Source organism: Streptomyces sp. NBC_01233, from assembly GCF_035989305.1.
GTDB lineage: Bacteria > Actinomycetota > Actinomycetes > Streptomycetales > Streptomycetaceae > Streptomyces.
Genome location: NZ_CP108514.1, coordinates 4,881,578 through 4,894,309, shown reverse-complemented (window position 1 = coordinate 4,894,309; position 12,732 = coordinate 4,881,578). Strand labels below are relative to the sequence as shown.

The 12,732-nt window shown below is 67.6% G+C and carries 11 protein-coding genes, 1 tRNA gene and 1 pseudogene; 8 read left to right on the top strand and 5 right to left on the bottom strand.

Annotated features, from left to right (window positions below; translation table 11 throughout):
* The first annotated feature begins 58 nt into the window (after positions 1-58).
* The 3 genes from OG332_RS23140 (at position 59) to OG332_RS23130 (ending at position 3,009) form a co-directional block, all read left to right on the top strand.
* Positions 59-805, top strand: a complete 747-nt coding sequence (locus OG332_RS23140) for an XRE family transcriptional regulator (RefSeq protein WP_327415260.1) — start codon at positions 59-61, stop codon at positions 803-805.
* A gap of 2 nt (positions 806-807) precedes the next feature.
* Positions 808-1,278: an NUDIX domain-containing protein gene (locus tag OG332_RS23135; protein ID WP_327415259.1), complete on the top strand. Its 471-nt coding sequence runs from the start codon at positions 808-810 to the stop codon at positions 1,276-1,278.
* A 486-nt stretch (positions 1,279-1,764) separates the two neighbouring features.
* Complete coding sequence (locus OG332_RS23130; RefSeq protein ID WP_327415029.1) at positions 1,765-3,009, top strand: IS110 family transposase; 1,245 nt, start codon at positions 1,765-1,767, stop codon at positions 3,007-3,009.
* A 659-nt stretch (positions 3,010-3,668) separates the two neighbouring features.
* Here the strand turns inward: OG332_RS23130 and OG332_RS23125 are convergent.
* Together OG332_RS23125 and dcd are read right to left on the bottom strand one after the other, a co-directional pair.
* The gene (locus tag OG332_RS23125; RefSeq protein ID WP_327415258.1) at positions 3,669-4,181 is read right to left on the bottom strand and encodes a phosphoribosyltransferase; all 513 of its coding nucleotides are present in this window, start codon (positions 4,179-4,181) and stop codon (positions 3,669-3,671) included.
* Positions 4,178-4,765: a dCTP deaminase gene (dcd, locus tag OG332_RS23120; protein ID WP_327415257.1), complete on the bottom strand. Its 588-nt coding sequence runs from the start codon at positions 4,763-4,765 to the stop codon at positions 4,178-4,180. The genes OG332_RS23125 and dcd overlap by 4 nt, the downstream gene beginning before the upstream one ends.
* A gap of 454 nt (positions 4,766-5,219) precedes the next feature.
* Here dcd and OG332_RS23115 point away from each other — a divergent pair.
* The 5 genes and pseudogenes from OG332_RS23115 (at position 5,220) to OG332_RS23100 (ending at position 8,413) form a co-directional block, all read left to right on the top strand.
* A tRNA-Gly gene (locus OG332_RS23115) sits at positions 5,220-5,290 on the top strand.
* A gap of 220 nt (positions 5,291-5,510) precedes the next feature.
* Positions 5,511-6,236: a hypothetical protein gene (locus OG332_RS23110; protein ID WP_327415256.1), complete on the top strand. Its 726-nt coding sequence runs from the start codon at positions 5,511-5,513 to the stop codon at positions 6,234-6,236.
* 177 nt (positions 6,237-6,413) lie between these two features.
* A complete protein-coding gene (locus OG332_RS23105) occupies positions 6,414-7,058 on the top strand; it encodes a uracil-DNA glycosylase (RefSeq protein WP_327415255.1) in 645 nt (214 codons plus the stop codon).
* A 154-nt stretch (positions 7,059-7,212) separates the two neighbouring features.
* Positions 7,213-7,434 (top strand): annotated as a pseudogene (locus OG332_RS47880) (transposase); the annotation flags it as partial.
* A gap of 82 nt (positions 7,435-7,516) precedes the next feature.
* A complete protein-coding gene (locus tag OG332_RS23100; RefSeq protein WP_327411458.1) occupies positions 7,517-8,413 on the top strand; it encodes an IS3 family transposase in 897 nt (298 codons plus the stop codon).
* Here the strand turns inward: OG332_RS23100 and OG332_RS23095 are convergent.
* From OG332_RS23095 to OG332_RS23085, 3 genes are all read right to left on the bottom strand, one after another.
* Positions 8,358-9,722 carry an IS4 family transposase gene (locus OG332_RS23095; RefSeq protein ID WP_327415254.1) on the bottom strand — a complete coding sequence of 455 codons (1,365 nt, stop codon included), beginning with the start codon at positions 9,720-9,722 and terminating at the stop codon, positions 8,358-8,360. The two genes, OG332_RS23100 and OG332_RS23095, sit on opposite strands and share 56 nt — an antisense overlap.
* A 102-nt stretch (positions 9,723-9,824) precedes the next feature.
* Positions 9,825-10,667 (bottom strand): hypothetical protein, encoded by an 843-nt coding sequence (locus OG332_RS23090; RefSeq protein WP_327415253.1) that lies wholly within the window; start codon positions 10,665-10,667, stop codon positions 9,825-9,827.
* Positions 10,668-10,669: 2 nt separating this feature from the next.
* Positions 10,670-12,571 (bottom strand): nucleotidyltransferase domain-containing protein, encoded by a 1,902-nt coding sequence (locus OG332_RS23085; RefSeq protein ID WP_327415252.1) that lies wholly within the window; start codon positions 12,569-12,571, stop codon positions 10,670-10,672.
* Between the last annotated feature and the right edge of the window lie 161 nt (positions 12,572-12,732).

Sequence of the window (12,732 nt, the reverse complement as noted above, 5' to 3'; positions counted from 1 at the left end):
GACGTCCCGCGTCCGGTAGAACGTCCCTAGTGCCGTCCCAAGGATCAGGGGGAGACTCATGCCGAACGAGAGGCTTCGTGCCGTCATGGCGGACGGAGGCTGGACGTACGCCACCCTCGCGGAAAAAGTCGACGTAGACCCCAAATCCGTTGAGCGGTGGGTCAATCTCGGCCGTACTCCACGCCGTGTCACAGCCATGCGGGCGGCAGAGACCCTAGGAGAAGACGTGCACGCACTCTGGCCGGCCCTCCGGCAGGCGCGCGCAGCGCGAGCGATCAGCCCGGAGCTCGTGGCGCTCTACGACCAGCGGGCGGAGATCCCCGTATCCGCCTTCGTGGACATGCTGACGCAGGCCCGTGAGCACATCGACGTGTTGGTGTACGCCGCCGTCTTCTTGCATGAGGCCTATCCCCGCCTCAACGAGCTCTTGCGGGAGCGAGCCGCAGACGGCTGCGCGATCCGGATCGCGGTGGGCGACGCCGAGAGCGAGAACGTTCGGGCGCGCGGCCAGGAGGAGAAGTTCGGCCACGGCATCGAGTCCCGTTGCCAACTGGCGCTCATGCATTACCGCCCCCTGATCGGCGTGCCCGGCATCGACATCCGGACCCACGGCACGACGCTCTACAACTCGCTCTACCGCGCCGATGATCAGTTGCTGGTCAATGCCCATGTCTGGGGCGTCAACGCGTACGGGGCCCCGGTGTGGCATCTTCGGCGAAGCGGCGAAGGCGGGATGTTCGACACCTACGCCGAGAGCTTCAACGCGGTGTGGTCCACGGCGACGCCCGTACGGCACGAGAGGTGACCATGGCACGGACCGAGTACTACGACGACGCGAACGCGCCCAAGCCGAACAGCATGGTTGTCGCAGCTTCAGCCGTCGTCACCGACGAGCAGGGGCGCATCCTGCTCCAGCGTCGACGTGACAACGATCTGTGGGCGCTCCCCGGCGGGGGCATGGACCTCACCGACTCGCTCCCCGGCACGGCCGTCCGTGAGGTCAAGGAAGAGACCGGCTTGGACGTGGAGGTCACGGGACTGGTCGGCACGTACACCGCCCCGAGGCACATCATCGCGTACACGGATGGCGAGGTGCGCCGACAGTTCAACGTCTGCTTCACCGCGCGGATCGTCGGCGGAGAACTGGCGATCTCCGACGAGTCGACGGAGCTACGTTTCGTCCGTCCAGACGAGCTGGACCAACTTCCGATGCACCACACGCAGCGACTCAGGATCCGCCACTTCATGGAGCACCGCGAGCATCCCTACCTCGGCTGACCCCATCGGCTGCGACTGTCTGACCGTCCCCAACATGCGCTGGCGGACGCTCCGACGCCAGAAGAATGATTGAGCCGGACAGCCCTGTTACTTTCACCCGTGAAAGTTAGGGAAATGTGAGGTACGCCCGATTGGAGCACGCACCGCGCTAGGCAACCTTGATCGTCAAGCGGACTGTTTCAGCAGGTCAGCGATCCAGCGCACCTTCGGTGCGCGCCGGGGGCGTGGTAAATCCCGGGTGCGCGCCGGGGGTGCTTCTGTCTGCCCTGCCGGGGGCTGGTACCGGTTCGGGAACCTTGGGGTGTTCGTTCCGGCCGAAACCGATGCCTCTGTGATGCCCGTGAGCTCGCAGGTCAGCGTGGTGCTGGGGGCCGTCCACGGGAACCGTGGAGTGTTGCTGTGAAGCACGTGCGTCAGAATTCCTGATTCACCCTGGCCCTCCCGGAACGGCATACCCGGTTGTCCGGCGAGGGAGGGAGCAAGACCGTGGACGTGCTGCACGAACGCTGCGCCGGCCTCGACATCAGCAAGAAGGACGCCAAGGTATGCGTCCGCACCCCCAGTACGAAGCGGCGGGGGTCCTTCACGGCCGAGACCACGACGTGGGGATCGACCTCGAACGCAGTCCTGGACCTGCGGGATCACCTGCTCGCCACCGAGGTCACCCTGGTGGTGATCGAGGCGACCTCGGACTATTGGAAGCCGTTCTACTACGTGCTGGCCGAGGGCTTGAACGTGATCCTCGTCAACGCGCGGCAGGTCAAGAACCTGCCCGGCCGCAAGACGGACGTCTCGGACGCGGCCTGGCTGGCCCAGCTCGGCGCCCATGGCCTGGTGAGGCCCTCCTTCGTCCCACCCCAGCCGATCCGCGAACTACGAGACCTCACCCGCGCCCGGACCACCGCCACCCGCGAACGCAGCCGTGTGGTCCAGCGGTTGGAGAAACTCCTGGAGGACACCGGAATCAAGCTGTCCGCGGTCGCCTCCGACATCATGGGCGTCTCCGGCCGGGCCATGCTCGAAGCCCTCATCCGCGGCGAAGCCGACCCGTACGTCCTCGCGGACCTGGCCAAACGCAAGCTCCGCAGCAAGATCCCCGAACTCACCGAGGCCCTGACCGGACGCTTCCGCGAACACCACGCCTTCCTGACCCGCCTGCATCTGGACCAGTACGACCAGCTCACCGGGATGATCGACCAGATCAGCGGACGGGTCGAGGAGGCGATGTCGCCCTTTCGTGGCGCCCTCGACCTGCTCGACACCATCCCCGGGATCAACCAGGCCACCGCCGAGGTGATCATCGCGGAGACCGGCGGGGACATGACACGGTTCGCCTCCGCCAAGCACCTCGCGTCCTGGGCCGGGGTCTGCCCCGGCCACCATGAATCCGCCGGCCGCACCAAGAACACCAAGGTCCGGCCCGGCAACCCCTACCTCAAAGGCGCCCCCGGGCTCGCCGCGTTCGGCGCGGTCAGAACCAAGGACACCTACCTCGCCGCCCGCTACAAACGCCTGACCGCCCGCCGCGGCCCGCTCAGGGCCCTGGTCGCCGTCGAGCACTCGATCATCACCGCGATCTGGCACATGCTCACCGACAACGCCGCCTACCAAGAACTCGGCGGCAGCTACTTCACCCAACGCGACCCCGAACGCGCCACCCGCCGGGCCATCGGCCAGCTCAACCAACTCGGCTACACCGTCACCCTCAACCCCAGGGAGACCGCCGCCTGACCGGCAGACCAGACACCCGGCGGCCCTCAACGGCCACCGGGCACCCAGCCCTGCCCACACCCACCCTGACCTGCTGCTATTTACGCATCAGAGGCATGCGATCGACGCTTGAGGGTCAGCCCCTCCAGGGTGCCCCTCGATTGCCGGTCCGTCTATAGTGAGCCTCAGCGACGTGTCCAATACTCTCAAGTTTCACGCGTGAAAGCTGAGCCTTCTGGACCACGAACCGGCTCCAAGCAGAGGAGCTCGGCCCCGGTTGCACCCAGGACCGAGCTCATGCGTGGAGTTCAAGCGAGCCCGGCCGACTATGCAACGGCCGGGCTCGCTTCTTGCTGCCCAACCTTCGTCCGGTACATCGCTCTCGTGGCGCTACCGCGCCAGCTGTTCCACACAGCTTGCGATCGCCACCAGCACGGCGAGGAGATCGACCAGGAGCTGAGCCTTCGCGAGGCCGCTACCTTGATCGTTTCCGTCCGGCTTGGACGTCCGCTTTCTTGCCATGTCTCACTTCCGATCCGGTTGTACTGCCCCGGAAAACCCGGGGTCCTCGACCTCCTGGCCGAGGCGCAGGATGGACCGGAAGTGGGCGGCAAGAGCATATATGTAGGCATCGACACCAGCCGGGGGCTGAGCCGTCGGCGCCTACCGCCGCTCCAGGACTACAGTGCTTCCAGGTTCGGCTTGGGCGGCTCGCCCGACTTACTTACTGGAGGCAAGACCGACCAGGGGAAATTGATCCACTCGTCGGTCTTCTTCCACACGTACTCGCACTTCACGAGCGAGTGGGACTTCTCGTAGATGACGGCGGAGCGCACCTCGGCGACGTGGCCCAGGCAGAAGTCGTGGACGAGCTTCAGCGTCTTGCCCGTGTCGGCCACGTCATCGGCGATGAGGACCTTCTTGTCGGTGAAGTCGATCGCCTCGGGCACGGGCGCCAGCATGACCGGCATCTCCAGCGTGGTCCCCACACCGGTGTAGAACTCGACGTTCACCAGGTGGATGTTCTTGCAGTCGAGCGCGTAGGCCAGCCCCCCGGCGACGAACACGCCGCCACGGGCGATGCTCAGGATGATGTCGGGCTCGTACCCGTCGTCGGCGATGGTCTGCGCGAGCTGCCGCACGGCCCGCCCGAAGCCCTCGTAGTCGAGGTTCTCGCGTACTACGTCACTCATGCTTCGCGCCTCACCTGGGTGCGGTGGAAGTTCTGGAAGGAGCGCGAGGCGGTCGGACCGCGCTGCCCCTGGTACCTGGACCCGTACCGCTCGCTGCCGTACGGGAACTCCGCGGGCGAGCTGAGCCGGAACATGCACAGCTGCCCGATCTTCATACCCGGCCAGAGCTTGATCGGCAGCGTGGCGAGGTTCGACAGCTCCAGGGTCACGTGGCCCGAGAACCCCGGGTCGATGAACCCGGCGGTCGAATGCGTCACCAGGCCGAGGCGGCCCAGACTGGACTTCCCCTCCAGTCTGGAGGCGATGTCGTCGGGCAGCGAGATGACCTCGTAGGTGGAGGCGAGCACGAACTCACCGGGGTGCAGGATGAAGGCCTCGTCACCCTCCGGCTCGACCATCCGGGTCAGGTCCGCCTGCTCGATCGCCGGATCGATGTGGGCGTACCGGTGATTCTCGAACACCCGGAAGAACCGGTCGAGACGTACATCGATGCTGGAGGGCTGCACCATCGACTCCTCGAACGGGTCGATGCGAACCCGTCCGCTGTCGATCTCGGCCCGGATGTCTTTGTCAGAGAGAAGCACGTCCCGAGGATACGCAGAGCGCGCGGGCCACCCCCAATCGAGAGCGGCGCCCGCGCGCCCGTCCGCTACCGCTTGACCGCCCCGACGGGCACGGCGTGCCGCAACCGCGCGCACCGCGGACACCGCAGCAGCCGCCCGGGCCCGATCCGGCCGGCACCGAGGTGCTGCAGCGGGAAGGAGGCGGTACTGAAAACGTGCCCTTCGGCACAACGGACGACGGTGTGCTCCATCGAGTCCCTTTCCCCAACGAGCCGTACTGCGACGAATCGCCACATTAGGGGATGATCGGCACCCGCTCCAGCCGACGCTCCGAACCCACACGGTACGCCCCAACTCCCGCACGCACACGCCTCGGTGCACACCACACACGACGACGACCCCGCGGCAAATTCACCGGGGGTCGATCATGAGGTAGAGTGGGCGAAGATGGAGCTCCAGGCAACTGGCCCATCGTGCGGATGTAGTTTAATGGTAGAACATGAGCTTCCCAAGCTTATAGCGCGGGTTCGATTCCCGTCATCCGCTCTTGCAAGAAGGCCCAGGTCAGCGACCTGGGCCTTCTTCATTGTCTAGACCTCTCAGAGCCCGCGTGCCATTCGCGTGCCATAACTGCCCCAACGGGGCGTCAGATTGAGCCCCCTCCTTCCCATGGAATGGCCTGCCGTACACCCTCCGGCGGCCGGTACGATCCACGGACCTACCCGGAGGTGCGGGCCGACCGGGCAGCCCAGTGAGGGGAAGCATCTTGAATCGCACTTCCGTCGCGACCGTCCTCGCCGCGGGCTTGGTTCTGGCCTTGGCCGCCTGCGACGGCGACAACAGCGACAAACCCAAGACCACTGCCGCTGGCAGCACGGCGCCGTCCCCGTCCGCCACGTACAACGACCGGCTGCTGGACGAGGGGCAGAAGCAATTCCTGGCCGTCGTGTGGAAGTACACGCCCAAGCGGGCCGAGATAACCGCGATGTCCGCACAAGACCTCAAGGCCATGACGGAGACGTACGCAACCGAGTGCTCGGGGCGCCGCAAGGACCGCGAGCGGTCGTTGAAGAGCTCCCCGACCGGGCAGAAGGCCACCCCGGAGCAGTTCGCTGAGGTCCTGGACGCCTGGGACAAGCTGTGCGGCATCGAGCCGGGCGCCCGCGAGGAGCTGCTGAAGCATGTCAAGATCTCCAACGGGCACGCCGACCCTGACTTCGGTGGCGGGCCGGTGTACCTGTACGATCTCTCGATCACCAATCTCGGCAAGGACGCGGCCGACTACCGCGTCACCATCGAGGCATACGACAAGGACGGCGACTTCCTCGGCGAGACCGAGGCCCACGCCGAACGCCTCGGCCCCGACAAGACCAACCGCCAGCCGGAGCAGCTGATCGTCCCGAACGGGGTGTCCAACGGCACCATCGCGGACATTGCCGAACTGAAGGTCACCGACGTGGAACGCGTGCCCGGCGGCACACTGTTCCAATAGGACCCGCCAGACGCGGCTTGCCCTCGTCGGCAGCCCGGACCTCCTGCGCCCTGCCTCCATGGAGCTGTGGCGCGCGGCGAGTAGTTCTCTCTGTCTGCGGGATCGGTCGAGCGATCCGTGCTGTTGTCAGAGGTTCCCGATTTCCCCGCGATCGTGCGAGTGGGTGCTGGAGGAGACATGGCGAGACGAATGCGGGACGAGGCGTTCCGAATAGAGCAGGAACAGGGGCGCTACGCCCCCCACGTACGGCCGATCAATGAGATGGTCGACGCATTGCGCGACCAGGACGGGCGTGGCTGGATGCCGCACGTCGCCCCCTGGCACGGGGGAGTGGACGCGCGCGCCCTGTCGATCCTGCGGGATCCGGGTCCCAAGACGCAGGAAGGGGTCGGCTCCGGATTCCTTTGTGTGGAGAACGACGACCCGACTGCGGAGCTGCAGGTCCAGCTCTTCGACGGGGCGGGGATCGCGCCGCGAGACGTCACTCCCTGGAACGCCTACCCCTGGTACATCAACCGCTCGCCGAAGGCGGCCGAGCTCAAAGCCGGCGTCGAGGTGCTGAATCAGCTGCTGGAGCTGATGCCGAAGATCGAGGTCGTGCTTCTGCAGGGCAGCGAAGCCCAGGACGCGTGGCGCCGGCTGCTCAAGACGCACCCCGGAGCGGTCCGTGAGCGGAGCGTGAAGGTCGTGAGTACATACCACCCAGGGCGCCAGGCGCTCTTCGTGCGAGACCCCGAGGAACGCGCGCGCCGCGCCCAGCACAGAGTCGACTCCTGCCAGAGCGTCGGTGACGTGCTCCGTGGCCTGGGCGGGCCGTCATAGAGCTCGGTCGCACTCGCGCGGCCTATGGTCGACGTCGCCCTTCTCGGTGCTCCACGATCGGCCGGTGTTCTGGGGGGAATTGATCTATGAAGCTTCCCCTTGATCGTGGACACCTGGAGACTGGGATCTGAGGTTCCAGAGGAAGTAGTGCCAGGTGGGAAGCAAGTACACGAAGCGGTACTCGGACGAGTACAAGCGGGACGCGATCGAGCTCGTGCGGTCGTCGGGCCGGACGGTGACCGAGGTCGCCCGGGAACTCGGGATCAGCTCGGAGTCCCTGCGGGGCTGGGTGAAGAAGGCCCGGGCCGCCCAGGACAACGGATCGGGACCCGGCGCCGTGCGGGCCGCCGACGACCGGGACGAGGAACTGAAGCGGCTGCGGAAGCTGACCGTAGAGCAGGCGAAGACGATCGAGATCCTGAAAAAGCGACCTCCTTCTTCGCGAAGGAGAGCGACCGGTGAGCACGATATGCCGGTTCATCCACGCGGAGAAGGCGAACTACACGATCGTGCTGCTGTGCACGGTGATGAAGACCGCCCGGTCCACGTACTACGCGTGGGTGGCCGGAGCCGAGGCCCGCGAAGCCAGGCGACGGGCGGATGAGACCCTGGCACACGAGATCACGGTGATCTACATCGCCTCCCGGCGGAACTACGGCGTCCCGCGCGTCACCGCCGAACTGCGCCGGCAGGGCCGGGTGGTCAACCGTAAGCGGGTGGCACGGGTCATGCGGGAGAACGGCATCGCCGGGAACAGCCGGCGCACCGGACGCCGCGGCCTGACCAAGGCCGACACCAAGGCCGCCCCGTCGCCGGACCTGATCGGCCGGGACTTCACCGCCATCCGTCCCGGAACGAAAATCGTCGGGGACATCACCTACATCCCCACCGCCGAGGGCTGGCTCTACCTCGCCTCGTGGCTGGACCTGGCCACGCGCGAGGTGATCGGGTACTCGATGGCCGACCACCACCGCGCCGACCTCGTCGTCGACGCGCTGGACATGGCAGCCGCGCTGGGCCGCCTGGAACCCGGCTGTGTGATCCACAGTGACCGCGGATCGGAATACACCTCCGGTCAACTCCGCACAAAAATCAGCAAGTTGGGGCACCGGCAAAGTATGGGCCGGACCGGGAGCTGCTTCGATAACGCCGCCGCGGAGAGCTTCTGGGCCGTCCTGAAAGAAGAGATCGGCACCCGCTTCTGGCCCGACCGGGCCACCGCCCGCGCCGACATCTTCGACTTCATCGAGACCTTCTACAACAGACGCCGCCTACGCAAGCACATCCACTGGGGCTACCTCACACCCCACGAAACCCGCCTGCGATACCGGCAAGACCAGGCCCTCGCAGCGTAACAACACCGTGTCCAAGATCACGGGGAAACTTCACTTTGATGCGTTGCCTGTGTTGGGACGGCAGCGGGGCTTCGAGGACGGCCTGACCGATCACGCCGACTCGGTCGACAGGGCCGAGTGGGGGCAGGATTCCGGTCGCGCTGATGACGGTGTCACCGGCGGTGCGGATCAGGACGGTGAAGCTGATCCGGCTCATGGTGAGGTCGGGGCGGGTCTCGATGCCGTCGGCGGCGGCGCGGAGGAGGGCCTGGTAGGTCGTGAGCAGGGCGTAGACCTCCTGGTCGAGGCCGGGCTGGGTGCGCGAGCGCAGGACGCGGCCCTCCAGGATGGTCGCCTTGATCGAGAAGTAGGTGGTTTCCACCTGCCACCTGCGGTGATAGAGCTCGGCCACTTCATCGGCGGGGTAGCGGACGGGGTCGAGGAGGCTGGTGAGCAGGCGCCACTGCTCGTGGCGGACAGTGCCGTCGTCCAGGCGGACTGTGAGGTGGGCCTCGATGACGCGGACGGTGATCAGGACGGGAATGACGCCGTAGCCGATCCGGGCCAGGTAGGAGCCGTCGGCCAGGTGCTCGGCGGGGGTGGGGATGCGTCGGGCGGAAGAGCGGATCAGGAATCGTGCCCCGCTGCCCTGGATGTCACGGAGGAATTCCACCGCATCGAAGCCGGCGTCGGCCAGCAGGAGCATCGTGTCGTCAAGAGCGCCCAACAGGCGGTTCGCGTAGGTGAGTTCACCGTCACTCTCGGGTCCGAAGGTGGCGGCGAGCAGGGCGCGGGTGCCACACTCGACCAGGACGACGAGCCGCAGCAGCGGGTAGCCGAACTCCAGCGTGTCACCGGCCCGTTTCGGGTACTTCCAGGTGAGCGTCTTCTCGTCCGGGACATGGAGGAGAGTGCCGTCGACGGCCACGCACCGCAGGCCCCGCCAGAACGTGCCCGACTGCCCGCGGACAGCGAGGGGCCCGGCCAGGATCTCGAACAGCCGCCGTAGCGGGGCGGCCCCTATCCGCCGCCTCGCCCGCGACAGCGAGGAAGCCGCCGGGACGGCCAGGGCCAGACTCGTCAGCGAGGCGGTCAGTTTGCCCCACACCGCCCGGTAGGAGCAGTTCTCGAACAGTGCGAGCGCGAGGACGAAGTACACCACCACCCGCGAGGGCAGCAGCCGCAGTCGCCGCTCGACCGTGCCGGTCTCCTCAAGCACCGCGTCCACCAGTTCGAAGTCCACCGTCTGCGTCAGCTCACCCAGCTGCCCCGGCGCGAACACACCCCCAGCGACCTCGATCGTGCGCGTGATGACAGACTTCTCCCGCAACGGGACTCCTGGACTCGACGATCACCTTGCTTCAGCACAAGTTGATCTACCAGGAGTCCCGTTCCTGCTACTCATGCGGGGGTTGCCAACGACTCAAGATCCCTAACGCAACGGTGTTGACTTCACGTCGATGTGCCGCCTGCCCGCGTGCAGCTCCAGATGATCGATGCGCGGGCAGGAGAGTGGCGGCAGTGCGAGGCGGAGGGTGCGGGCGTACACGTCGGGCTGGTAGCGGGGGACGAGCCAGCCGCCCAGGGCCATCAGGTACCAGAGCAGGTTGGCGGCCTCGCCCACGACAGTGTTGCGGCCGGCGAACTCGAAGTCGAGCCAGCACAGCGGATCGGCGATGTTGGGCTCCGTGGGGTCGCCCTGCGACAGCCCGGCCAGCCAGCGGCGGTCGGGGGCCAAGACGTGGCGGAGGTTGTCGATGATGTTCGCGACGTTCAGCGTCAGCTGCCGGCCGTTGGCAGTGAGGGTGAAGTCGGCCAGCTCGCGGAGGGTGAGGGTCGTACCGGTGTGGGGCAAGGCGATCGGCAGGTCACGGCGCAGGTACCAGCGGTCCAGCCGACCGCTGGGGCGGATCCGGTCGAGGTAGAGGTCGGGAACGCACTCCGCCAGTGGAACGCGCTTCCCGGTCTCATCGGCCGCCGCCCGCAGGTCGGCGCAGACGCCGTCCACGAGGCGGTCCAGGCGAGGCTGCACGGCGGGGTCTCGGTCGGCGAGGGCGATCACGTCGCCCATCAGCAGCTCACACCGGCCGGTGGCGAAGACGTCCTCGTAGGCGAGAAGCTGCCGGTCGGGTAACGCGATCTGCCCGTGAAGGGCCGGGACGGCGATGCGCGAGGCGAGCCCGGTCCATCCCTTCACCTCGGCTTCGGCCTGCTCGCGGGTCGCCACCGGCTTGTGGAAGGTGCCCGCTGCCGCCGGAGCCCGCCGGGCGCTCACGCTCACCGCCTTTCCCCGGGAAGGGTGTCCAGCCAGCTCTGAAGGACGAGGGTCGCTAGCGCTTCGGCGGCGGGGCGCTCGGTGCGGGCGGTGGTGACCGCGCTCGTGTCCTGCCGTTTGGCGTCGAGGAGGACGGTGAGGGCGTCGCTGTCGGAGGGGCACTCGATCCCGCTGAAGCGGAGCTGGATCTTCGCGAGCAGCGCGGTGACCTTGTAGAGGTCGCGGAGGTCGGGTGCTCCCTTGAGGAGCTGGCGGCGGATCTCGATGGCGGCCTGGATACCGTCGCGCAGGCTCACGTCGATATCGGTGGCGGCGTCCGGGGCCGGCAGGGCCAGGCCGGGGGCCGACCACAGCGGGACCAGCGCCCCGCTGCCGATGAGGGCGAGGACGTGGAGGAGCCGGGAGGTCACGGCGCCAGCCCGGCACTCGGCTCGAGTCAGCACGGTCATGCCGAGTTTGACCCCGCCGAGTTCGGCCTCCAGCTCCGCGAGAACCTGGCGGATCCCGCCGAGGGAGGAGGCATCGGCGACGACGAACACGTCGAGGTCGCTCCAGCCGTGCTGGTACTTGCCGCGGGCACCGCTACCAGTGACGGCCAGCAGGTCGACCAGCGGCTGCGGTCCGGTGGTGCGGTCGAGGAACTCGGCCAGGTAGGACTCCAGGTGGACCGGGAGTCCGAGCGCGTTGACCGGCATGGTGCTGGGTTGGTGCTCCGGCCAGCGCCGGTCGAGCGCGATGCGGTCCAGCCGGCGTTCCAGTTCCAGGCGCGGCCCGTCGTTGCCAATGATCTCGTGGGCGATGGAGGCGATCTTGTCCGCACCCCGCGCGCTCTTCACGACGTCGCGGTCGGCGACGTCCTGGGCCCCAGCGGTGCCCCGCCGTGTGCGCGTCGCCTCGGAAGCGTCCAGGTAGGCGATCGTGAGCTGGGAGCCGAGCATCCGAGCGAGTTCGGCGGTCGAGTCGAAGTCGTGCAGCGACTCGATGCTGACGGAGTCGAGGAAGTGGTGAGCCTGGCAGAACCGGTCCAGCGCGTCCACGATCAGCTCGGCCTGCACGACGGAGCCCAGCCTGTAGGGGTCGGGGATCCCCGCCCGGCTGGCCGCGTCCGCGATGAGGTGCCCGATCTTGAGGCGAGCGTGGCCGTGGTGCGTACGCAGGTACTCGCCGGCGGTGCTCTTGCCGCTCTCCGACATGCCGCCCAGCGCGGTGACGTGCACCCCTGCCAGGGCCCGGCTGGGCACGCTCGGGTGCAGGGGTGCCAGGAGCCGGCGAACCTCGTCCTGAATGGTGATGGTCGGGCGGTCGCCGATGCGGATCGACATAGGGAAACGGCCGTCGTTGACGAGCCGGTTGATCTGCTCGTGGAGGTGGCGCTGGTACGCCGCGTAGGTGTCGGTGACGGTCACCTCGTGGGTCAGGCTCCGGCGGGCGCCTTCCTCGGGGTCGTCGCAGTGCAGGAGGACGAGGGCGTACTCGTCCTCCTCGGCCGCCCGGAGGTCGGTCTCGTACGGGGACAGCAGGAGCCGGGCCCGGTCCGCGGCCTGCGCGGTGCCCAGGTTCTCCCGTACCGCAACCGTCGCCGCCACGGACGCCTCCAGCATGGGGATGCCCCGGTCCAGCAAGCGCACCGGCGCGGAGAAGGGGCGCCGGGAGCGTTCGAGGTAGGAGGTGGCGAGGACGTCGGTGACCTCCTCGACCGGGCCGGTCTCGAACCACCAGCCGGCCATGCCGTCGGCCTTGATGGTGGCCCAGCGCGGGTCGTAGTGGTCGAGCGGGCCGGCGGAGGTCGCGGTCGGGCCCATACGCCGGGCAAGGATTCCGATCTGCTTGGTCTTCCCGGTGTTGTCGGGGCCGCTGAACGCGACCGAGACCGGGTGCATGTCGCTGCTGTGCTGGATAGGCATCGGCTTCCCTTCATTCGCTGGTGAGGCGCAGTGCTTGCGCGGGCGGGGTGCGGCGCAGGACCTTTACGTCTCCGGCCCCGGCCGGGTAGGGCAGGCCGGGGCCGGAGGGTCTATCGGGCGCCGTCGGCCAAGGGAATGTCGTCGACGCTGAGCGGCGGATG

Coding starts and splice junctions, on each gene's coding strand:
- OG332_RS23135 (WP_327415259.1), top strand. CDS start 808: ATGGCACGGACCGAGTACTACGACGACGCGAACGCGCCCAAGCCGAAC.
- OG332_RS23140 (WP_327415260.1), top strand. CDS start 59: ATGCCGAACGAGAGGCTTCGTGCCGTCATGGCGGACGGAGGCTGGACG.
- OG332_RS23125 (WP_327415258.1), bottom strand. CDS start 4,181: ATGAGTGACGTAGTACGCGAGAACCTCGACTACGAGGGCTTCGGGCGG.
- OG332_RS23105 (WP_327415255.1), top strand. CDS start 6,414: ATGGCGAGACGAATGCGGGACGAGGCGTTCCGAATAGAGCAGGAACAG.
- OG332_RS23085 (WP_327415252.1), bottom strand. CDS start 12,571: ATGCCTATCCAGCACAGCAGCGACATGCACCCGGTCTCGGTCGCGTTC.